Below are 23,796 nucleotides of genomic sequence, written 5' to 3' on the forward strand. Positions count from 1 at the left end.
TTGGGTTTTATCTAAACCATTATTTTGGCGACATTGCTGCGGGAAATCACAACAATGTCGCCAAAAATACAATTATATTTTTGTCGTTATTGAGAGGGAGTCTGCCTTTTCTATGCTTACCACGCTGATTGGTTAAGTTTTTGTACAAGTTATCCTCAAGCCAAAAGTGCTAGGATGAACAGATTTTTAAATGATATCTCAGTATCAGCTTATTTATTTTGTTATAAACAAGTCCTGAAGGAAGCCTTATCAAGGCGCTAGTCGTTCCATTGACCATTCTGAAGTCGCTTCATTGAGACGGTACAATACCCTGTCGTGAAGTCGAGCTGGCCTTCCTTGCCAAAACTCTATCGAAGTAGGAGTAAGTAGAAAACCACCCCAGTTTTCTGGTCGAATAATTGGTTCCGTTTTAAATTTCATCTCAAATTGACGCTGACGTTCTTCCAAATAGGCGCGATTCGGAATAACTTCACTTTGAGGACTGGTCCAAGCGCCTATTTGACTTTGTTCCGGTCGGCTTTTGAAGTATTTGTCAGACTCCTCCGCAGAAGTTTTAGCAACGGTACCTTCTATTCTCACTTGTCTTTCTAATTCTGGCCAGAAAAAAGTCAGGGAGGCTACAGGATTTTTTATAAGTTGCTGTCCTTTATTGCTGGAATAGTTGGTGTAAAAGACGAAACCATTGTCTGCACCTTTCAATAAGACAATTCTTCCAGATGGACTTCCATTTTCATTAATTGTGCTAAGGTGCATTGCAGTAGGTTCATTGACCTGTGCTGTAATTGCTTCCGATAACCATACCTTGAATTGTTCCAAAGGGTCTGAATTTATCTCATTTAAATTCAATTTCTTAGAAGAATATTCTATTCTTATGTCTGCTAATTTCATTTTATTAGGATTTGGTACGGAAATTTAAGTTTGGAATGCAAATATATTGGTTTTAAATATTTTTGCTTTATATTAATGCCTCATATAAATAGTTTTTGATGGATGATATGTCCAAATTAGCTCCACAATCAGGGAGTTTGTTGATTTCTGAACCGTTCCTGCAGGATGAAAATTTTGTCAGGTCAGTAGTTCTATTGTGTGAAAATAATGAAATGGGTTCCTTTGGTTTGGTATTGAATAAGTTGTCTATATTTAAATTAGAGGAGCTTTTAGAGGGACATGAGTTTTTAGATAAGGAAGTTTATGTAGGAGGTCCAGTAGAGCAAAATACCCTTCATTTTATTTATCATGGAGAACAACAATTGGAAGATAGTGTAGCCTTAGGAGAGAAGCTTTGGTGGGGTGGAGATTTTAAGGAATTGATTGGTAAACACAAATTAGGTTTGGTAGATATTTCCGATTTCCGATTTTTCTTAGGTTATTCAGGTTGGGAAAAAGGACAATTAAAAGACGAATTATTAGAAAATACATGGATTGTTTGTGATAATAGCCATGCTAAAAACATATTTACAGTAGCTCCAGATGATTTATGGAGGATTATTTTAAAGAATATGGGGGGTGATTTCCAAGTATTGGCAAATTATCCGATTGACCCAAGACTTAATTAGCTCAAAATTGCTACTTTTGTTTAGTATGGTTTGAATTACGCAGGAATACAATAAATATTATGGATAAGGATAAAGAAATGTCTGAAAATGCAGACAAGGTTACTGAAGAATTGGCCAAAAGCCAAAAATCAGGAGAAGAAGCATCTACCGAAATACAGGGAGAAACTACTAACGATGCTACGGACGAAAACTCAACAACTGACAAGGAAAGTGTGGATGTGGTAAACACAGATGCGGCCCCGTCAAATGAAGTTCCGGAGGAAAAAGAAGAGGGCAAAGCTTCTCAAGACGAAGGAGAGTCTGTGGAAGTGGCATCTTCTGCTGAAACCACGGAATCTGAGTCCGATGCAGAAGTGGCTGTAGGCAATAAAGATAGTTCAGATGAAAACGAGGAGGAGGAAGAGGAATTCGATTTCCATAATTTTACCAAAGCACAACTTATAAAAACCCTAAAGGACTTTGTGAATGAACAACATTTCGTTCGTAGAGATGGGTTGGTACAAGAAATAAAAAACCAATACGACGAATTTTTCTCCAAGGAACAAGAACAAGCCCTTGAACAATTTTTGAGTGAAGGAGGAGAGAAGGATGGATTTGTCTATAGAGGGACAGATGAAGACAAGGAGTTTTTTGCTTCTTACCAATTGTTTAAAGAGAAAAAACACCAGCAGTTTAAAGACCTAGAGCGTTCGAAAGAAAAGAATGCCAATGATAAAAACCTGATTTTGGATCAATTGAGAGCTATAGTAGATGGAGAAGAAACTACCAATAGCATCGAGACTATTAAAAAAATCCAGGATGAGTGGAAGAAAATTGGTCCTGTTCCACACAGTCAGAATAAAAACCTTTGGGCGTCTTATAATGCCCTTATGGACCGTTTTTATGATAATCGAAGTATTTACTTCGAATTAAAAGAACTAGATAGGAAAAAGAACCTTGACAGTAAACTGGATCTTTGCCAAAAGGCTGAAGCATTGTCAGAGGTTGAAGATGTGAAAGAAGCAATTAAAAACCTCAATGATCTTCATGAGGAATTTAAACATATAGGGCCTGTGCCAAGAGATGAGCAAGAAGCGCTGTGGCAAAGGTTTAAAAGTGCTTCTGATGCGGTTTACAATAAGCGGAAAGCTTATTATGACAGTCAAAGAGAAGTATTTAAAGCCAATCAGGTTTTAAAAGAAAAGCTTATTGAAAAGCTAGATACTTTTAAATCCTTCAAAGCCGAAAAAATCAGAGACTGGAACACGAAGACAAAAGAGATTCTTGCTTTGCAAAAAGAGTGGGAACTTATAGGTCCGGTTCCAAGAGAGGCTGGTAAGGACATCAATAAAACATTTTGGGGGCTCTTTAAGCAGTTTTTCCACCACAAGAACCTCTTCTTTAAGGAGCTTGATGAAATAAGGCAGCAAAATAAAGAAAAGGCGGAGAAGCTTATAGAAAAAGCTGAGTCTTATTTGGAGAGCACCGACTGGAAAAACACTTCCAATGAGTTAATTCAACTGCAAAAAGAGTGGAAAGAACTCGGTCCAATGCCTGAGAAGTTTAGAGATGATCTTTACAACCGTTTTAAAAAGGCATGCGACACTTTCTTTGAAAGTAGGAGGACTGCCAATAAGGAAACCAATAAAGCATTTGAAGACAATCTCGTAGAGAAAGAGAAAGTTTGTCAAGAGATTTCGGATGCTGCTAAGGACGAAAGCCAGACAAGTGCTGAGAACCTTGAAAAACTAATTCAACAATTCAACGAAATTGGATTTGTGCCTAGAAAGAGCATGAAAGACATTTCAGCCAAATTCAACAATGCGGTAAATGAATATGTATCTAAATTAGAGTTGGAAGGTGAAAGCAAGGACGACTTTTTGTTCAGGTTGAACCTCAACAAGCTTCAAGCGGATCCAAATAGCAATAAAGTCCTTAACAAAAAAGAACACGGAATTCGTAGACAAATCACAGACTTGGAAAACAACATTACCTTATGGAGGAATAACCTTGAGTTTTTTGCTGCCTCTAAAACTGCTGATAAGCTAAAAGATCAATTTGAGGAGAAGATCGACAAGGCAGAGCAAGAAGTGGATAAATTAAAGAAGAAGCTTTCAATTATTCGTGAATTTTAATTGCTTCACTATGAGTAAAATAGGATTTTTGTTAGAAAATTATTCTCAAAAATTTTGATTTCATAGGAGTATAAAACTATATTTGCACTCGCAATCAGGGAAAAAGTCTTCCTGATACCACTTTTAAAAGAGTGTTTTTATATAGAAGCCTCCTTAGCTCAGCTGGTAGAGCAACTGACTTGTAATCAGTAGGTCGTTGGTTCGATCCCGACAGGAGGCTCTTTATTTTGAAGCCCATACAAGAAACATCTTGTATGGGCTTTTTTGTTTGCTTTCTATTTATTCATTATACACTAATACAATAAGCAAATGTTAAAAAATGTCATGAAGTTTATACTTTTCTTTACCACCTTCTTGCTCATTGGTTGTAAAAGTGGAAAGATTACTGAAAATGAAAGTTACTCAGTTGTGCTAGAATCCATTACAAAGGGAAAAGAAAAAGAATACACTTGGACACATGCACGCTCTGCTGTAATACCCTCCGATAAGCCAAAGGTGCTTACCACTATGTCCCAAACACTCAAAGAGGGCTCAGATGTTTATCATGACTTGTATCAAGTGATAAGTGAGGATTTGGGCCAAACCTGGTCTGAGCCTGAAGCAATACCTTCATTGACAATAATTGAACAAGATAGTGGCTATCGATCTGTAGTGGATATGTGGCCTCAATGGCATTCCTATACAAATAAGGTTTTAAATATAGGTACCTCTCCCTTTTATTCTAACGAAAGGACACATGACGGTTGGAAAAAAAAGGTGGTGTATGCCTGTTTTGATCCGGAAACCGAACAATGGAGTCTTCCCAAATTCTTGAAACTTCCGGAGTTGGACCATGATGGAATGCTTTTAATGTCACCTGCAGCAGGGAGTGCTCAGTGGTTGGAATTTCCCCATGGAGATATTCTCTTGCCTATATTTTATTTTAAAATAACTGAGCAACAGTATTCTGCAGCAATGACTAATCCGGATAAAGCATTCAGTATTGGTAGTTTAATGAAAAGTGATGATTTTGGTTTTAGCAGCACAATAGTGCGATGTACCTTCGATGGTGAAAATTTAATTTATAAAGAACATGGTGATGAATTAATACTTAAACAGGGTAGGGGGGTCTATGAACCATCCATCACCTCTTTTAAGGGAGAATATTATCTAACCATGCGTAGTGACAAAAGTGCTTATGTTGCTAAGAGCAAAGATGGATTGCATTTTAGTTCTCTTAAGGAATGGACATTTGACGATGAGTCTGTTTTGGGGAGTTATAACACCCAGCAACATTGGGTAAGGCATAGTGATGCCTTATACTTGGTGTACACCAGACGAGGGGCAGATAATGATGAGGTTTTTCGCCATAGGGCACCTCTTTTTATGGCAGAGGTGGATTCGGAAAAACTTGGGGTAATTCGTGATTCAGAGCGCATAGTGGTACCTAACCGAGGTGTAGCTCTAGGTAATTTTGGCATAATGGAAGTCAATCCAGCTGAGACTTGGATCACTGTTGCTGAATATATGAGAGGAGAAGAAAATGTAGCTGCTGACAATAGTGTTTTCACAGCCCGAATCCTATGGAAGCGTCCAAATTTGAATTCAAAACAATAATCAAAGATTTAATTAATACTAAGAGAATTGTAGAGTTTCCTACTACTATTTATTATGAGATGATAAGAACAAAATTTTTTAATAAATACAAACCCAAAGTAATTAGTAACTACAATACAAGTAGTGAATTAAACGGTGTTTGTAAGTGTTTTAAGTATCATAAAATTACCCATTAATGTTTATCCATATAACATTGAAAACTGAATCAACTCGGTGGATTGTTAGACTTTCAACGATAAGCAAATGATATTTCTTCAACTCTTTGGCTGATTTTGATGTCGATTTAGTTAAAATCTAATTCAGCTGTAAGAAGAAAAAGGGAGTGATCAGGAAAATAATCTCTTGTATTTTTTACATTACTTTGACCAAAACCTAGTTCCATTGGTTAGGTACTTAGTTGATTTTTCTTTTATCGTTCAAAGCCACTTGCTAGAATTTAAAATTAGGCTTGCTGCCAAATCGCTCGTAGTATTTTTTTGAAAAATAGGAAGAATGTTTAAATCCAACCTCGAGAACAAGTTGTTTTAAGGAGTGAACCTGCCTATTTTCTAGTAGCATTTTAGCTTTCTGTAATTTAACTTCTGTTATAAGTTCATTAGGGGATAAACCTGTTTCACTTTTTATTTTTCTAAATAAAGAACTTGATGAAAGATTAAAATGCTCGGCAAGATCAGTTTGATTGATTTTACTTTTCCCGGATTGTTCAAAAATATATGCCTGTAATTTATCAATCCAATTGTTAGAATCATTTTGGGAGGGGTCTATTTTTTGCTCCAGTTGATACCTTGTACGTTTGTTGTTATTTATTAATGCATTATTTATCCGTATGATCAATTCTTCCTCTTCAAAAGGTTTAAGTAAATAATCGTCGATACCAAGTCTTAAAGTAGATAATTTGATTTGGTTATCTGCCCTCGCAGTAAGCATCAAAATTGGAGCAGAATGTTGTATTGATTTAAGTTTTGAAATGAATTCTAATCCATTCATATTTGGCATCATATAATCTGTAATGATAAAATCTACGGCTTGACTCTTTATTATTTTCAAGGCTTCATGGCCATCCTCGGCTTCCAGGCATTCGTATTTACATAGTAAATCTTTAAGGTAGAGTCGCATATCATAAGCATCATCGACCAATAAAATTTTAACTTTTTTATTAGTAGAAGAAAAACGTTCCAATAGCTCAAGTTTGCTTATTTCGCTATTCTCAACCCTATTTACTTTCTTGATTCTCTCAACCTTAGGAAGGTGAATAACAAAAGTGCTCCCAACTGAAGGTTTGCTGGAAACTCTAATTGTTCCTCCAATTTTTGTAATTATCTCTTTGCTGAAAGCCAGTCCAACACCACTTCCACCTGATTTATTGAAAGAGTTGTTTGATTGATAAAATCGATTAAATATTAATTCTAAATCATTCTTTTCTATACCTATGCCATCATCCTCCACACCAATGATTATTGAGGTTTGGTTTTCCTTTAAGAATAGGGTCACTTTCCCTTTCTTTTCCGTATATTTTAAGGCATTCAATAGAATGTTATTAAGTGCCCGTTCCAGATATAGCTTATCACCCAAAACAAATTTTGGTGAGGTACTTGGATTTACCTTAAATGTTATTTGCTTTTGCTTAAATAAAGGTTCAAAAGAAGTAGCTATTTTCTTCAATAAATCAGTCAAGTTTATTGGATGTAAGCTCATGCTGAAATTAGTACCCTGCATTTTGGCTAAATCGATTACATCATCTACTAATTTTTTTATTTTATCAGCTTGGTTATTGAGCTGGGCCACGATGGACTGTATTTGAGCATCATTTAATTCGGAGTTGTATTTTTTAAGTTTATTGATTTGACCTTTGATAAGTGTCAAAGGGGTACGAACCTCATGAGAGACATTGATAAAAAACTGCGACTGCTGCTCATTAATATCTGCTATATTTTTCCGCTCTATTTCTAATGCAAGTTCACTTTTAAGATTTTCTTGTTTGAAATAGTAAACCAAAACAAATACGATTGCGAAAACCATGAAGATGAAACGATCAGGGCCGAAATAATTTTGTGGGTAATGGAGAAAATAAATATTGGGTATTATAAAAAGAACTAGGGACAATACAAATGAGGAAAAAATATAAAAACGATTGTTGGTAAACAAGAGAACAAAGGCAGGAGCTAAAAGGTATCCGGCTTCTAACATTTTACCGGATATAATGAAATTGGAGAACATAAAATTGCTAAAGTATACCAAGAAAAAAAATAGGGCAGTTGCCATTTTATTTCGGTTTATCCACTGAAGGTACAATACAAGTGAAATGCCTGCAAAATTGGCTAGATGGGTAAAGATATAAACAGGGGGCTTATTGGGTTCAAAAATTTCAGCAATGATTGAAGCCATTTCGATTAATATCCAAAATCCACAAAAGATATTCAAGAGCTTTATTTGCTTTTGTTTTTCTCTAGGTTTGTCAGGATCAAACCCGATCAATGAAATTGCTTTATAAAGGTTTACCCAATGTTGTCGAATTGTATTCAATTGTATTTAGGTGTTAAGTTATTGACCATTTTCCATTTAAAAATAGATATTATAAAATTTTTCCAGCCGATTTGACCGCAATAAATCAATACCAAACCTCCATAAAGGTTAATTAGACCGGTTGATTATCCAAATTGACCTGTTAGTGATTCTGTTTGATTGATTTTTGACCTTTACCTGATTTACTTTTAGGTACGTTATTTCCATTTTACTGCTTATATATACCTAATAATATTTGGTTTAAAATTAGAAAGGAGGGTTGATAGTTCTCTTTTGTCTTGAATGTCTTTATTAAAACAATTACCATGAAAACTCAACTTATTCTCATTATATTAATAGTATTCTCTTGTTCTTTTTCTTTGGCACAGACTTCTGCTGAAATGGCTGATATAGCAATACAAGGTATTGCAAGAGATGACAATAATACGGCTAAAGCAGATGCCCAAATTTCCCTTACTTTCGAGTTTTATTATTTAGATAGCAATAATGGAAATGCTAAAGTTGAAGTAGGGGCTCCAGAAACAGTAAGCCTAAATACCGATGCTTTTGGCGTATTTTCCCATGTTATAAGTCCTGCTGCTACCAATAATTCCATATTTGCTAATCAGCAAATCTATTTAAAAATCACAGAGGGGAATGTTCTTGTGTCAGAGGAAAAATTAAAGCATGTTCCTTATGCAATAGCAGCTAATAACGGGGTGCCGACCGGGTCTATCATGCCTTTTGTTGGGTCTACAGCTCCAATTGGTTGGGTGCTGTGCGATGGACAGTCCCTAACAAATATCAATGGGGCTGAAAATCTCATTGCTTTATTGGGGAGTACCAATGCACCAGATTTGAGGGCTATGTTTTTAAGAGGGGTAGGGGTCAACGCTGATGCCCAGTTTGCCGATAATAGCAGGGATGGTGGTATAAATTCCACACAGCAAGATTCTAATATGGCGCACCAGCACAGCGTGGATTTAACTACTTCTAATAATGGTGAACACTCACATCCCTTAAAGTTAATGAACAGGAAGTTTGTTAATGATGGTAATAGCGGTTCAACAGCGTTTAATATACAAGCCCAGGATGGAGGGGTATCTACAGTAAAAACCGATTTAAGTGGGATACATACCCATGCTGTTTCCGGAAATACGTCGTCTGAAGGAACTGAATCTCGTCCTATAAACTATGGGGTGAACTACATCATCAAATTATAATTTCAGGGGGATGAGAAAATTATTTCTTACACTGATATTGAGTATGTTGATTTCCTTCCTTTATGCACAACAGGAGGAAGGAGCCAAGGAAGTTACTGTCTCACAAGCCATACAAAATGAAGGTTTTACAATTCAGGTAGGGCTGCCTTTTTTAGGAACATCCAATAACACCACTCCAACAGATTTACGTTTTCCATGGGATGTACTTTACCTGTATGGTACTTTTGCAGAAGAATCTTTTAGTGTTTCCAAAGGTTATTTTGGTGATAAGATTTTGATAGAATGGCGACTTAGAAATAATATTAACAACATTACAAACATCAAAATTTTACGTAGAGAACTTGGAAGTAATGAAAATTTTCAACCAATAGCTGATAATACCCCACAGCCCTCCGGTACCTATGAAGACAAGTACGTGGATGGAGGAAAACTGTACGAATATAAAGTGTTGGCTGAAAATGTAATGGAGGATGAAGAGCTTTATACCAATTATATCACAGGTATAGGGTTTAGAAATCCTACTGCGGTCATTACCGGAAATGTTAATTTTGAAGGTGGAAATCCGGTGAAAAACGTAACGGTAGTTGCCGAATCGAGTGGGAGTTCCATAAGCTATGGGAGTAGTTTGAAAATCCCTTCTAACGCTAAGCTTGAGATCAATAAATTAAATAAACCAATTGATTCGTTGGCTACTTTACAGGCTTGGGTAAAACCGGACATCAATAGTCCTTATACTGATGATAATGGGAGCCCGATCAGGCTGTTTAGACTAACTGAGGCAAACGGTAATAACATAGATGTTAATGTCAGAGTAAAAATATTGGCAAACGAATTGGAAGTTAAAATAAAAGAGAGTTTGTTCCTTATCAAAAATGTATTTCCTTCTGGAGATATCGATGCCCGAGGTGATGATATTATGGTCCCTGTAGCTAATTTCAATGATTACTTTACTCATTTTTCGATACAGTTGAGGGATGGAATGGCTCCATCCCTCTTTATCAATGGCCGCCCAATGACAAAGGAGTACCGGGATGCTGTACATAAAGCACGAGCCGAGATAGACCAAAATATAAATACTCCATCTTTAGAGATTTTCGAGACTACAAGTCTTATTAATTTTCAACAAGGGCAGGCTGTTTGGAACAAGGTCAGAATAGGTGGTGGAAAAACAGCTCTGATTGATGAAATTCGCTTATGGAATCGCATAGAAACAGCCGCTGATATTCGAACAGATTATAAAAGGTATATCAGTGGTGACGATCCGGGTTTGATAGTCTATTTAAGCGCCAACGAAAATCAAGGGGATTATACCTATGATGCTTCACGAGAAGACTATACATATAATAGAAATCACGGTAAATTAGATAATATCACTTTTGTATCTGGACCTGGTGCAATCCCATCTGCTAGTCAATTGGGAATCTTAGGGGTAACCGATGAAAATGGCAATTATCAGATTAATTCCATTCCCTACTCCGGAACAGGAGAATCATTTAAAATTACCCCTGTTTATGGACAACACAAGTTTGAACCCAATCAACAACTGGTCTTTTTAGGTCAGGGCTCAGAGGTGGTAAATAAAATTGATTTTATCGATAAGTCCTCCTTTATCTTTAAAGGAAAAATATTGTACGATACCAGAAAGGTGTTCCCTTCCTACGTAGAGGTAAATGGTGGAAATTTGTCCGGATTGAATGATGGAGATGAATATGTTACAGGTCCCGGAATTATCGATGAAAACTATAATCGATATGAGAAGCTTACAGGAGCAAATGCAGGCACTTATAATAAAGGTGAATATTGGATTAATTATTATGATGAGAACGACTCTACCAATTTTCGACTGGAACGCTATGCCAGTATTCCAGTCTCCGGAGCTACGATCTACATTGATGGACAAATCGTAATTGATGAAAACAATACACCTGTACTGTCGGATGAAGCCGGTAATTTTGAAATTAGTGTACCTATTGGAAATCATTTTATACGGGTTGAAAAAAATGGTCACTCCTTTTCTTACAATGGTAGATTTCCTGCTGAAACCGGTACTTTTAAAGAATTTTTTGAAGATGCTCAGGAGCCGGTGGTATTTATTGATGAGACCAGAGTAACTGCGGTTGGACGTGTAGTTGGTGGAGCAGTGGAAGCAAGTAAGCCAATAGGATTTGGTGAAAATGGGCTTTATGTAATCAACGATACAATTGAAAATTTTAAGCCCATTCCTTTGGTTGTTAGTTCGAAAAATAATATAGGGGTGGCTAGTTTTGCGTTTCAGTATGATCCACCAGGTGCCGGAGGTGTCACCGATTACACAAAATTTAACTTTAAAACGAATAGCGAATCCGGCGAGTATCGTGTTGAAGTGATGCCATTGAATTATGAAATTGAAGGGGGAGATATACCAGGCTTAACAATTTCCAGTAATGAGAGCATTAATTCAGCTATAATTGGAACATCAAATGAAAGTATAAATTTTTCAAGTATTCCACCGCTTTTAACTCCGGAGTTTATTCTTCCAAACAATGATATTTTGGAAGGGGTACCCTATCATTTTGAAAAAAGCTTTGTGTACCGTTCTACGCCAGTATTGCGTGTCATCGACCAAACTTCAACAGATTCACTACAGTTTTTTAATGCAGATAGTAGTGAGTACTTTATAAGCACTGAAGGGTTAACCCACCTGGCAGACGCTAGTAAAGAGGTATTGATTTATGAGCAGGCTGCAAGTTATGCCATAACCCTATCCACATTTGAAAGATACGTGAACATGGATGGAGACAGTATAATTGAAGATGTTGTGCCAATTATAGATGGGGAATTAAAAATCAATAATAATTTAGCAATTTTAGGCTCTGAAGAGATCGAAAAGGATACAGTAGACAATAGTATTTCCTATTATTCATTTCAAGGGGGTGTTCCCAATACTACGTTCCCATATACACGCAGTTTGGATATACAGTATGTTATTGGGGGTATTTCTTATCCGGCAGAAAATTATATTCCTGACGGGATTATACTAGGAGGGGCTCCTGATGGGACTTCTGCTCCACCCCTTACAGTAGCTCCTGAAATCCCGGATATTATTCTCCGAGACCCTCCCGGATCCAACAGTTTTGCATCCATAGAGGCAGGTCAAACCTTAAGTTTTACCACAGAATCCATGTCCACCTTATCCGGAGGGCTTTCTCAAACCTTAAAATTAATGATGGGAGGAGCTGTTACCTTTGTTGGGGGAGTTCCGGGAGCCTCGATTGAGGTGAAAACAGAAGTGGTCAATGACCTTACCGGCAATATAACGCTAGAAACTTCTTCTTCAGATGCTTTAAGTTTAACAAAAACCTATACGTTTAATCAAACCATTTCGACCAGTGATGACCCGGAATTTGTGGGCGCTGATGGGGATTTGTATATAGGGAACGCTAGTAATTATGCCATAGGATCTTATGATGACTTTAAAGCTGACATTGCACCGATTGGAGATCCGAACAATAATTATAGGTTGACCAATGCAAATGGTGATGACATTTATTTAAATAAGCAAAAAGCTATATATATAAATACTAAACCGACCAATACCTTTTTTGTGTACTCTCAAAAGTACATAATTAATGATTTAATACCTCAATATGAGTTAATTGCAGAAAATCTCAGAAATCATATTCCAGTAGAAGGCGCCAATAGTTTGTTTTGGTACGAAGAACAAATCAGGTTGTGGCGTAAGATTATTCTTGAAAATGAACGAAAGAAATATTTGGCTTTAAATGAATCTGAATCGTTAATAAAAGCTGCTGATGATTATTTAGATATTTATATGTCTGATATAAAGAACGAATTAAATCGTTCAGATGTTGGTGTTCCTTACCAAGCGTTATTGAAGGAAAAACTTGACCTTGCCGCTAGCAATAAATCATTGGTTAATTCCCAATCATCCGGTAATATTTCATTTGATTCGGGTGTAGGCGAAGTAAGTAGGAGTGTAGAAACAGAGCTTATTAATTCCTCCTCTTTAGCTTATAATATTGAGTTGGAAGAAAGCTTGCAATATGATATAGGATTTGAAATTAATGATGCGTTAGGCCTTGTTTCTACTACTGTCTTTTCCTTGGCTCAGGATTTTAGTGCAGGTATCACCAAAGAAGAAGCTGAAACTACGACCTTTAAATATACCTTGAAGGACAATGATCCTGCAAACATTTTGAGTATTGATGTTTTTAACCTATTTGATGGTAACGGACCGATTTTCACAACTGTTGGAGGTAGAACCTCTTGCCCATATGAGGGCAAAGAGTTGTCTCATTTTTATAATCATTCCTCCTATGATCCTGCTAACCCCATTGTTGCTCTGGCAGAGGCGGATAGGGAAACCTTAAGCAATGCAACTCAAAAGGCAGAAGATCCTCAAATTACCGTAGAGGTTGCAGAAATATTTAATATTCCGGAAAGCAATACCGCAGAATTTCATCTGTCTTTTCAAAATTTAGCAGATGCAACTAGTGATAATGCAAATTTTAATTACTTTGAGTTAATAATCGACAATACAACAAATCCTAGTGCACCTGATATCAATGTATCGCCCAATGGAACCGTAATATTTGTCCCTTACGGACAATCTGTAGATTATACCTTGACATTGGATAAGAAAATTGCAGATGTCTACGATTATGAAAATATAAGAGTGGTTTTACAATCACTTTGTGATCCTGTAAACGTTTTTGATGACGTTATAATATCGGCCCATTTTATTCCAACCTGTTCTCAAGTAAAAGTAAGTGCACCTCAGGATAATTGGGTATACAATATAGATGCAGCTTATGACAATCATTCGGACCTTTCAAAGCCCTTGTCCATTACCTTATCAGATTATAACCAGTTATTTGATAACTTCCAAAAGGTAGATTTAGAATACCGTTTAGCCACCTCACCAAACTGGACAAACCTGCATAGCTACTATAATACTCAAGCGTTTTATGATCAAGCCATATTGAATGGGGAAAGTGATTCTAAAATTTCTGTAATTGAAACACCCCAGGTTAATTTTCCTTTTGATATTGCAGGACTTCAGTTACAAGATGGAGTTTACGAAATAAGAGCAAGAAGTATATGTGAAAATGGTACAGTATATATTTCTGACGTAATTTCTGGAACAGTTAATTTAGAAGCCCCAAGGCAATTTGGTACACCATTTCCTATAGATGGTATTTTAGGGGTGGGAGAAGACCTCCGGGTAAAATTCAACGAAAATATGTATTTCAATAGTGCAGTAAGCACCATTGAGATAAAAGGACAATCCAACCAACTGCCAATTGATCATAGTGTTTCTTTGTATTTTGAGGGGGATAGTAACACGGTAACTATTGAAAGCCCAAGGTTAGTGTCGGGAGATTTGACCCTTGAGTTTTGGATGAATAATTCCACTACAGAAAGCACAGCTACAATTGTTGAACAAAAAGACGGGCTAACCATCAATTTGGAGGACCATGAGATATTTGTAACCCTTGGGGATATCACAACCCATGGAACTATCGCAAATGACGAATTATTTCATCACTATACATTTTCGCATAACAATGAATTGGGAACGCTAAGTATATATGAGGATGATAGGGAAATAGGTGGGGGTGCCGGCTCGGCAAACACAGCATTTACAAATAACAACCCCTTAATTATTGGTGGAAATTCTTTCATTGGAAACATTCATGATCTCCGGTTGTGGTCAGTATCAAAAACTTTGAGCGATGCATATGCCGGGATGTATAGCAAGCTCCAAGGGAAAGAGGCTAATTTGGTAGGTTATTGGCCGCTGAACGAGGGACGTGGAGAGCTTGCTAATGATCTTGCACGTTTTAAACATGCATTAGTGAAAGCGGAATGGGATATTAAGCCTAAAGGGACTGCTTATTCCTTTAGTAATGGGCAATACTTGGCCTTGGATGATGTTGGTTTTGTTCAGTTGACCAATGAAATGGATGCAACTATTTCCTTTTGGATCAAAACAGAAACTCCGCAAGAGGCAACTATTTTCTCAAATGGAAGAGGAATAGGTGATGGCACACTAGAAGGAAAGGATCCGATCCAGTCCAACGGTTTGGCGAATAAATGGTCGATCAATATGAATACGTCCGGAGCTTTGTATTTGGCCAGTGAAGAAAATACCTATGTGTTAACCGCTGCAAGTGTCGCTGATAATTCTTGGCACCACATCACACTATTATTCAATCGAAATGGTGCTCTAAGAACCTACGTGGATGCCCAACAAGTATCCTCCAATCCAATGACTAATATAGGAGGGTTTTCCGGGGATAAGGTTTGGATAGGAGCGAGAGGATTTAGAGATCTAGGGAATAAAGAAACAGTGGACCGTGTTTTTACTGGGAAAATCGATGAATTCCGTCTTTGGAATACCCTTAGGAATGTTGATCAAATTTCTAGAGATAGGTACCATGAAATTGATGTGGAAAGTATTGGCCTATTACTTTATGCCAGAATGAATGCACCTAACACTGCAACTGATAAGGGGCCACTATATTACCACGTTGTCAGTGGTGGAGAAATGAGCACTTCCTATGGTACGATGAATGCCGGTGCTGTTAATTTTTCAAATGATGTTCCTGCCATAAAGCCTGAAAGAAACCTAATCAAATTTCAGGTGAATCATGTGATCAATGAAGATGAAATGATTTTGGAACCTGTGATTTCAGATTGGGCAGTGGTAGAAGGACAGGTATTAGACATTACCGTTCATCGAATGTTTGATGCTTCTGATAATATGCAACAATCCCCAATAACCTGGACAGCTTTTATACAAAAAAATGAGATGAGTTGGTTTGTAGACGGCCACAACGATGTTGTTGACCTTACCAAAATTGGTGAAGAAGCTACATTCTTTGAAATAAGCATCTTAAACAAAGGGGGGCAAACCCAGCCCTTTGCGATTTCTGGCATTCCAAGTTGGTTATCTTTGAGCAGTTCTTCGGGAACATTGTTGCCGGATAGTAAGGTAGTGATAACAGCTAGTGTTGATGAAGGTCTGGCAACAGGAGAATACATAGAAGACCTATATCTACAAACTGATTTCGGGTTAGACGAGAAACTACAATTGAAACTTAGGGTCTTAGCAGAAGATCCTGATTGGGTCATAGATCCGAATAATTTTAATTATAGTATGAATATTGTCGGTCGAGTTAGCATAGATGGTGTTTATTCTGATGACATTTATGATAAAGTTTCAGCTTTCTCTAATGGTGAGCTAAGGGGCGTAGCGGACATGGTTTGGGATGAGGCCTATCAGGAATACTTTGTGTTTTTAACGGTCTATAGTGATTCGGCTTACAGTGATTTAATTAATTTTAAAATATGGGATGCTTCAAAAGGACAAGTTGTTCAGGCAACTTTAGATGAGAAGTTGACGGTTACTTTTAATGAAAACACCATAATAGGCACTCAGACTAATACCTCAATGTTTGAAAATTCAGGGGTTGTAGAGCAAATTATACAATTGAATCAAGGATGGACATGGTTGTCTCTAAATGTTGAGGATCAAAATTTTTCAAATTTAAATGTCTTAACAGATGGAATGGTTTTAGAAACGTCGGACAGGCTAATGAGCAATAGCCCCTCGAAATTAGAAACCTACTTTAAAAATGAGAATTCTCCTGAATCCAGTTCATGGAATGGTGAAATAAGTGAGCATGGTGGTTTATCTACTTCTTACATGTATAAAGCGAAGTTTAATAATCGACAGGATTTAATTCTTTCCGGTTCTTCTGTCAATTTAGATTCATGGAGTTTTCCTATCAAGCTCAATTGGAATTGGTTACCCTATCCTTTAAAAAACAATGTTGCATTGAATGAAGGCCTGTCATCTTTCGATGCTCATGAAGGGGATGTTATTAAGTCTCAAAATCAATTTGCCATATATGATGAGGTAAATGGTTGGAGTGGTACTTTAAATTATTTAGAAGCCAATAAAGGTTATATGCTGCGATCTAGTCAAGAGCAAATATTCACCTACCCTAGGTTTTTATGGGATTTCTCTAATTCCCGAATGTCGAATCTTGAGATTCAAACACCGGAGGAAGTGATATCGGCTGAATTTGCTAGATTTTCGGCCAATATGAATGCAGTAGTGTTGTTACCCGAAGGCTACCACGAACTGTTTGCAATTGATGATAAGGGTGATTTAAGAGGAAAAGCAGTAAACCAAGTGATTGGGAATCAAAATTTAAGTTTTATTACTGTTTTTGGGGAGACCAATAAGGAGTTAACCTTCTATATAGGTGATGGTGAGCGCATGATTCCTACCCACAAAACTTTCCATTTCACTGCAAACAATGTGCTTGGAACGGTAGAAAATCCGGTAGTATTAGGGAATGAAATATTGGGTGGAATTAAAATTTTCCCCAGCCCTTTCAAAGAGGAATTGCAGATAAAGCTAATTTCCAATCAGGATGATTTTATCAATATCCAATTGTTTAATACGTTTGGTCAGTTGGTAAATACTTATGGGAAAAGTATAAATAAAGGAATTAATACACTCATACTTAACCCCGATGTGGGGAGTGGGCTTTATATTCTGAAGATTAAATTCAAGAACACATTCCTACCTTATACTTTTAAGGTTATAAAAGAATAGATGATGAAAGGATCAATTATTAGGCTGGCAATACTCTTTTTTATCTGTACAAATGGTTATGGGCAAGAGCCTGAATGGGTGGTAGAGGAAAATAACTTCGAATATACCATGTCATTTGTCTCATTCTTAAATATTGACGGTCTTAATTTAAATAGTACGAGCGATAAAGTTGGTGCATTTGTAAATGGAGAATGTAGAGGTACTACCAATTTGATTTATGTGAAAAGCAAAGACAGGTATTATGCGTATTTTAATGTGTTTTCTAATACCCTAGGTGAAACCATCCATTTTAAGGTTTATGATTCTGAGAAAAATCAAGTAACAGATATATCCGAAACAGTAAAATTTGAAACCAATGCCTTACGCGGTAATTTATCGCAGGCTTTCAGTATTGCAAGTCCTGCGCTAAATAATGAAGCGCAATTACTTGACTTTAGTTTTAAGGATATTGAAGTAGTGAATAAAACTGAAAATGACCAAGAGATGGTTCTTTATCTTAATAATGGGGTTAATCCCACCTTACTAAAAGGTGTTTTTGAATTAAGTGATGGTAGTAAATTATTCCATAGAGGTCAACAACTAATCTCGGGTACGAGTGTGCTGGATTTCTCAAGTCCTGTATACCTGGATGTTTTATCACAGGATGAATCAATGAAAAAGCAATGGGTAATAAGTGTACGTTATACCACAAGATCAAGCAGTATAAAAATATACAAAAAGGATGCTGTTTGTTACAATGGAGGAGCCATCAAAGTTGTATCGGATCTAAATGGAGGGGAAATTATTTTATTTAAAGACCAGATTGAATATGCAAAATTGCCTATTGTCAATGGGGAGGTGCTTTTTACGGATTTACTGGCCGGCGATTATCTATTGAAAACGGGTGATCTTGAAAAAAACGTAGAAATAATTTTAAAAGAGTGAGTAATGAAAATTGCAAGAAATATATTTATACTAATTTTTTTGACCATTTATTGTGTCAGCTGTATTAAGGAGGACAATACAGGTCTTTTAGGGAATGAAGAAAGGTATCACCCAATTGGAATTAAATTTGTTTATGAAGATGGAACTGAAGTGCTAGATTCAGATTGTATTTCTCCCGATATTAAATACGCCGTTCAGATCGAAGTTACAACAAACAATAACCGCAATACAAACGCTTCAAAAATCGAGTATACCATAAATGGGTCACCTTACAGTATGTCGTTTATAGAAGAAGGGGTAAAAAGTAATCCGGTGACACTGGTAAATGGCAAAAATATTGCAGAATTAGTGAAAACAGCCGTATCTACAGAATTGACTTACGTTGAACAAGGTGATTTTCAATTGATAGAATGAGAAGGAAGAAGGCCTTTTTTCTAAGTTTCTTCGATTAATTAAAGACTTTTAAAAATGTAAACCAGTATATTGAATCTGGGTAATGATTTAGAGGAATTCCGTACTATTGGTTGCCCAAATGGATTTAGTTTTAAATTTAACCCGAAATATGCAATAGACAATCTATTACGTGCTGAAATCGCTTCAAAATCAGCCACTTCGTTGCTGTTTTCAATTTCACCATAGCGGTGCTATGCTAAAATCTCCAAACAGCCTGATTTTCTTGCGATTGCAACACTTCCCGTAAACACGGGACAGGCTATCACGAATCCTATTACATAATTCGAGTTTAAAATGGTTATAATATTGAATTTACTTACAATTATTCGATAAATTCATGTTTTAGTTATTTTTACAATTGCCTGAATAAACAGTTGTGAAGATTAATCCATATAGATTTAAACTCCTTATGCCCAAGTATTTAATTGCGTTTGTAATAAGTGTCTTTTTCGTAAACTTTATATTAATAAAACCTGCTAATGTCTTTGCAATGACTGGGCAGGCATCAGTCAACCCCAATGACTTTGATGGTACAGATACAGAGCGAATTTCACAAGCCATTCAAAAAGCCAAAAACACTTCGAATTTGGTACGTATACCAAGGGTTAATGCCAATGGTACCAACATTTGGATGATCGATAGTGCCATTTTATTACCAAGCAATCTCACGCTAATTTTAGACAATTGTACCCTTCAACTATCAAATTCCAGCAGAGACAATATGTTTAGATCCGATAACGTGGGATTAGGAATAACTAACCCTGAATGGAATGAAAATATAAATATATATGGGATAGGGAAAGCCATTTTGAAGGGGGCAAGCAATCCTAGGTCTACTGGAGACGGAGCAAGAATACTGACACTGAATCCAAAGGAAGAGCAGGATAAAGGAAATTGGAGAGTTAGCTATGGCACAGATGCGGGTAACCCTGAGATGAAACAAAAAGGCGACTGGAGAAACATAATGATGTTAATCGGCTATGTAAAAAACTTTACTATTAAAAATATAAGGTTTGAAAACACCCATGGCTGGACCATAAGTTTTGAGCGCACTATAGGTGCCGAACTATCTGACCTAACCATTTTCAATGAGGAATTTGTCACTGTCAATGGACATAAAATGATGGTGGCCAATAAGGATGGGATAAACTTACGGCAAGGCTGTAAGAATTTCAGAATAAACAATATTTCTGGCATGACGGGAGATGATTTTATTGCCCTTTCTAACCTTGACACAGCCCCAGACAGAGACAAAAAAAGTGGGGACATTACCGACAGTATGGTCACAGCCAGTAGGTGGTATGGACCAGAAGATGATATAGAACAGGTAGTGATCACCAATATTTCCTGTGAAAACAGGTATCGCGCCATTGCTATTAGGGCTAGTGATCAGGCCGGAATTCACCATGTTTATATCAATGGAGTGGTTTTTAAAGCCAACGAGGGTCGTCATGATGCCATCCTCATTGGAGGTAGGGGATATGGTGAGGAATCTCTGCCAGGAAAAATTAATACTATCCATGCCATGAACATTATAGGAAATGGTCAATCCCTTGTTAGAATTCAAGCACAAGTAGCAGATTGCCATTTTATGAATGGAATGTATACCGGTGAAAATGCTACTGCCACGCTTTACGAAATCGACTCTTTGACTACTTCAAATGTCACCCAAAATAATTGGATCAAAGTGAAATAATAAATTAATGTGCTTTAATTCCTATACTAAAATTTCAATAAATAAAAATAACAACTTAGCTTTAGAAGCTAATGGTATTTTAGGAAGGGGTTTTTCAATAATCAAGTTGGGATTGTTGTTTATGCTTAAGATTCTTGAAAGATTTTGGTAACGTAAACTATTTGGCTTTTAGCCAAAATTTTTATAATCCAATAGAAAAGGTTAATAGATAAATATCACAAAATAATATACAAAATGACTGTAATTAAAGATTCTAGATCTCTGGTAATGTTGATTTGCCTCGGGCTCATGCTCTTCACAGGTAAGGTTTTTTCTCAAAATGAGGCCAATCCTTCCTTATTGGAGATAAATCCACCTAATGGTCCTTCCAATGATAAGGTAAGCGCAATTGTGGGTGTTCGCCTGATTGATGGACTAGGTGGGCCTGCTATGGAGAATTCCACGGTTGTGATCAAGGGGAATAGGATCATTGAAGTAGGACCTAAGAGCCAAGTAAAAATACCTGCTGGTGCAGAAGTTACAGATGGTAAAGGAATGAGTCTACTTCCGGGCCTAGTTGATTCACATTTTCATAGTGCCAATAACAATAAGTCTTTAAGTACACTTTTAAAAAATGGTGTAACTACCATGAGAGATCCCGGCCATCCCATCAGGTTTTATCAGGCACAGCATTTTTCTACTACCCAAATGCCCAGAGTTTATGTGACCGGTGCACACCTTGATGGTTACCCGGGAGTATATGTTCAACAGGCCACTTTAGTGAAAGATGCAGATCATATCAGGTCCCAAATTGGGGAGTATGTTGAGAATGGAGCATCCGGGATAAAAATTTATTTTAGACTTCCTTTAAAGTACATAGAAACAGTGGTTAAAACAGCTGATTTTCATAAGATTCCTGTAGTGGCCCACTTGGAATTGGTAGATGCTGACGATGCAATTTTAGCAGGTTTAAAAGGAATTGAGCATGTCACTTCTTTTGGTACTTCTATTGCTGACCCAAAAGATGCAGAAGAATTCAGGAATTCAGTTCAGGAAGACAGCAATAACCGTAGGGCAGGAAGGTATCAGTTGTGGTCAAAAATAGATTTGTCTTCTGACCGAGTGAAAGAGGTACTTGCTTTGGCTGCCAAAAACAATGTAGTATTGTCACCGACTCTTGCCACATTTGAAAAGCAATTTGGTGATGATGGAGTGAAAGACTATGAAGCAAAAGGATTTAAAAACATGCATGATTTTGTTGGCATGGCACATAAGGCAGGGGTGAAAATAGTTACTGGTTCTCACAATACCGGTAAATATGTAAAACCTGGCTTTGCTTATCAAAGAGAGATGGAATTGTTGGTTGCCGCTGGTCTAAGCCCTTTAGAAGTTATATCTAGCAGTACGATTATCAATGCAGAATATTTTCGTACTCAAGAAAGATTGGGAAGCATTGAAAAAGGGAAGTTAGCCGATTTAATTTTGGTAGAAGGTAATCCTTCTAAGGATATTAAATCCATGTATTCCATTAAGAAAGTAATGCTAAATGGAGAGTGGGTAGAAAATAGCGGTACAATAGATTAAAATTCCCAAAATTATTAGCTTGAATTCTTTGCTTGTAAATCCCTCGCTTAATTTATTTTAGGCGAGGGACTTAATTTTTATTTCTCCTTTTTTTATCCCACCAAACATATATGATAAATCCTACCAAACTCACAGCCCCTAACCAAATTAAACCGGTCTTCATCTCCTCTCTGTTTTCTCCTAATATGGCTATTGCAGCTGTTAAAGGTAATATTCCTAGCATTGTAGATCCTATAAATCTCCAATAGCCCATCCGAAGCATACCTGCAATGATACTGATGGCGTCATTTGAGAGAAAAGGAGATAACCTAGTTACAATAACGGCCCAGAAACCATAATCCTCTAAAAAGCCGGTGATTTTTTTATCGGTTTTTTCTCCTAGCAAACGATCGATTACTGGCGTGCCAAAATTGACTCCAACCCCATACCCTATGCTTGAAGCTGTAAATATAGCTATAAGAATAATTCCTGACCCTAACCAAGGGCCGTAGGCTAAAACAGTAACGACCATCAACAGGAAAGAAGGAATGATAAACATAAACATTTGGACCACCATTGCTGCAACAATTATTAATGGACCCCAGAACTCAAACTGGTTCACCCAATTTGATATTCTTTGTTCATCATTGCTTCCCAATACCTCCCAGGCTTCGTTGAAAAATTGATGGACAGATGAATTGAGAAAATACAAGCTGATTAAGCTTCCTAAAAATAAAAATGAAATTATATAGGGCCATTTAGATGTTTTCCTTTTTGACATTTATGTATAATTTGAACCAACCATTGAAAAATTTAATAGGTTGTTCACTAAAATAATGCCGAACTGAAATAGTAAGGGTTAATATTTCAAAACTGGAAACATTTATGGCTTAGACCTTGGAATAGGTCAATAATTCACTTCTATATTGTATTTAGATAATAAACCGGGTAATCCTTCCAGGGAGAATTTAGCTTTTTTAATTTTGTTGTATGCCGGATCAAAACTGTAGTTAATAGCTGTCCTGAAATCAGCCTTTTCTAATATACTGTTATAAAATGTGGCTTGAAGTAGGTTACATGTATCAAATATAGCAAAGCTTAGGTCAGCATTAGAAAAGTCAACGTCCTTTAATGAGCAGTGGTCAAACTTGGCTTTCTTTAAGTTCTTGGCTTGAAAAATGGAATAATCAAGAGTGCAACCCGTAAAGGAAGCCGAAAATAAAAAGTCATCACATTTACTGAAATCTATTCCCATTAATTTACATTGTTGAAATGCCACATTTTTAAAAGCCGCATCTATAATACTGGTCATGGAAAAGTTGCAATTAATAAATTGACAATCCATAAACTCTATCCTGCAAAGATCACTATTAAAGAAATTACAGTTGGAGAAGAGGCATTGTTCGTAGGCTTCACCTTCCATTCGGTTTTCGGAATAATCGACTTGATCAAATGTTTCTTTTTGAAATGATTCACTTTCCATGGCTAATGACTGTTGATGAAAGTTAAGGGTGAGTTTGGCTTAGTTTAGCGAAATTAAGGCAATGCGAGCATTTAG

13 protein-coding genes and 1 tRNA gene are annotated in these 23,796 nt (G+C 36.7%); 10 read left to right on the forward strand and 4 right to left on the reverse strand.

What is annotated here, in order from left to right:
• Positions 1 to 249: 249 nt before the first annotated feature.
• Positions 250 to 888, reverse strand: a complete 639-nt coding sequence (gene pdxH, locus CA2015_RS15335; RefSeq protein ID WP_048642688.1) for a pyridoxamine 5'-phosphate oxidase — start codon at positions 886 to 888, stop codon at positions 250 to 252.
• A 98-nt stretch (positions 889 to 986) separates the two neighbouring features.
• On the opposite strand from pdxH, the gene CA2015_RS15340 reads away from it, so the two are divergent.
• The 4 genes from CA2015_RS15340 (at position 987) to CA2015_RS15355 (ending at position 5,266) form a co-directional block, all read left to right on the forward strand.
• Positions 987 to 1,556 carry a YqgE/AlgH family protein gene (locus CA2015_RS15340; RefSeq protein ID WP_048642689.1) on the forward strand — a complete coding sequence of 190 codons (570 nt, stop codon included), beginning with the start codon at positions 987 to 989 and terminating at the stop codon, positions 1,554 to 1,556.
• Between the two features lie 59 nt (positions 1,557 to 1,615).
• Entirely contained in the window at positions 1,616 to 3,670 is a 2,055-nt protein-coding gene (locus CA2015_RS15345) for a DUF349 domain-containing protein (RefSeq protein WP_084011803.1), read from the forward strand.
• 147 nt (positions 3,671 to 3,817) lie between these two features.
• Positions 3,818 to 3,890 (forward strand) — tRNA-Thr (locus CA2015_RS15350).
• Positions 3,891 to 3,994: 104 nt separating this feature from the next.
• Positions 3,995 to 5,266 carry a sialidase family protein gene (locus CA2015_RS15355; RefSeq protein ID WP_157470493.1) on the forward strand — a complete coding sequence of 424 codons (1,272 nt, stop codon included), beginning with the start codon at positions 3,995 to 3,997 and terminating at the stop codon, positions 5,264 to 5,266.
• A gap of 429 nt (positions 5,267 to 5,695) precedes the next feature.
• Here the strand turns inward: CA2015_RS15355 and CA2015_RS15360 are convergent, their stop codons facing one another.
• Positions 5,696 to 7,789, reverse strand: coding sequence for a hybrid sensor histidine kinase/response regulator transcription factor (locus CA2015_RS15360; protein ID WP_157470495.1), 2,094 nt, complete (start codon positions 7,787 to 7,789; stop codon positions 5,696 to 5,698).
• Positions 7,790 to 8,094: 305 nt separating this feature from the next.
• Between CA2015_RS15360 and CA2015_RS15365 the strand changes: the two genes are divergently transcribed.
• The 6 genes from CA2015_RS15365 (at position 8,095) to CA2015_RS15390 (ending at position 22,259) form a co-directional block, all read left to right on the forward strand.
• Positions 8,095 to 8,991, forward strand: coding sequence for a tail fiber protein (locus tag CA2015_RS15365; protein ID WP_048642692.1), 897 nt, complete (start codon positions 8,095 to 8,097; stop codon positions 8,989 to 8,991).
• Positions 8,992 to 9,001: 10 nt separating this feature from the next.
• Entirely contained in the window at positions 9,002 to 17,623 is an 8,622-nt protein-coding gene (locus tag CA2015_RS15370; RefSeq protein ID WP_048642693.1) for a LamG-like jellyroll fold domain-containing protein, read from the forward strand.
• Complete coding sequence (locus tag CA2015_RS15375; RefSeq protein ID WP_240477812.1) at positions 17,624 to 18,547, forward strand: hypothetical protein; 924 nt, start codon at positions 17,624 to 17,626, stop codon at positions 18,545 to 18,547. It abuts the gene before it with no gap.
• 3 nt (positions 18,548 to 18,550) lie between these two features.
• Positions 18,551 to 18,961 carry a hypothetical protein gene (locus CA2015_RS15380; protein ID WP_014021175.1) on the forward strand — a complete coding sequence of 137 codons (411 nt, stop codon included), beginning with the start codon at positions 18,551 to 18,553 and terminating at the stop codon, positions 18,959 to 18,961.
• A 448-nt stretch (positions 18,962 to 19,409) separates the two neighbouring features.
• Positions 19,410 to 20,696, forward strand: a complete 1,287-nt coding sequence (locus CA2015_RS15385) for a glycosyl hydrolase family 28 protein (protein WP_048642694.1) — start codon at positions 19,410 to 19,412, stop codon at positions 20,694 to 20,696.
• A gap of 234 nt (positions 20,697 to 20,930) precedes the next feature.
• Complete coding sequence (locus tag CA2015_RS15390) at positions 20,931 to 22,259, forward strand: amidohydrolase family protein (protein WP_084011805.1); 1,329 nt, start codon at positions 20,931 to 20,933, stop codon at positions 22,257 to 22,259.
• A 70-nt stretch (positions 22,260 to 22,329) separates the two neighbouring features.
• Here CA2015_RS15390 and CA2015_RS15395 read toward each other — a convergent pair whose 3' ends face one another.
• Entirely contained in the window at positions 22,330 to 23,019 is a 690-nt protein-coding gene (locus tag CA2015_RS15395; RefSeq protein WP_048642696.1) for a TVP38/TMEM64 family protein, read from the reverse strand.
• A gap of 126 nt (positions 23,020 to 23,145) precedes the next feature.
• A complete protein-coding gene (locus CA2015_RS15400) occupies positions 23,146 to 23,721 on the reverse strand; it encodes a pentapeptide repeat-containing protein (protein WP_048642697.1) in 576 nt (191 codons plus the stop codon).
• Positions 23,722 to 23,796: the final 75 nt, after the last annotated feature.

The sequence above is a fragment of the Cyclobacterium amurskyense genome, from assembly GCF_001050135.1.
GTDB classification, from domain to species: domain Bacteria; phylum Bacteroidota; class Bacteroidia; order Cytophagales; family Cyclobacteriaceae; genus Cyclobacterium; species Cyclobacterium amurskyense.

Coding starts and splice junctions, on each gene's coding strand:
- pdxH (WP_048642688.1), bottom strand. CDS start 888: ATGAAATTAGCAGACATAAGAATAGAATATTCTTCTAAGAAATTGAAT.
- CA2015_RS15340 (WP_048642689.1), top strand. CDS start 987: ATGGATGATATGTCCAAATTAGCTCCACAATCAGGGAGTTTGTTGATT.
- CA2015_RS15345 (WP_084011803.1), top strand. CDS start 1,616: ATGGATAAGGATAAAGAAATGTCTGAAAATGCAGACAAGGTTACTGAA.
- CA2015_RS15355 (WP_157470493.1), top strand. CDS start 3,995: ATGAAGTTTATACTTTTCTTTACCACCTTCTTGCTCATTGGTTGTAAA.
- CA2015_RS15365 (WP_048642692.1), top strand. CDS start 8,095: ATGAAAACTCAACTTATTCTCATTATATTAATAGTATTCTCTTGTTCT.
- CA2015_RS15370 (WP_048642693.1), top strand. CDS start 9,002: ATGAGAAAATTATTTCTTACACTGATATTGAGTATGTTGATTTCCTTC.
- CA2015_RS15375 (WP_240477812.1), top strand. CDS start 17,624: ATGATGAAAGGATCAATTATTAGGCTGGCAATACTCTTTTTTATCTGT.
- CA2015_RS15380 (WP_014021175.1), top strand. CDS start 18,551: ATGAAAATTGCAAGAAATATATTTATACTAATTTTTTTGACCATTTAT.
- CA2015_RS15385 (WP_048642694.1), top strand. CDS start 19,410: ATGCCCAAGTATTTAATTGCGTTTGTAATAAGTGTCTTTTTCGTAAAC.
- CA2015_RS15390 (WP_084011805.1), top strand. CDS start 20,931: ATGACTGTAATTAAAGATTCTAGATCTCTGGTAATGTTGATTTGCCTC.
- CA2015_RS15395 (WP_048642696.1), bottom strand. CDS start 23,019: ATGTCAAAAAGGAAAACATCTAAATGGCCCTATATAATTTCATTTTTA.
- CA2015_RS15400 (WP_048642697.1), bottom strand. CDS start 23,721: ATGGAAAGTGAATCATTTCAAAAAGAAACATTTGATCAAGTCGATTAT.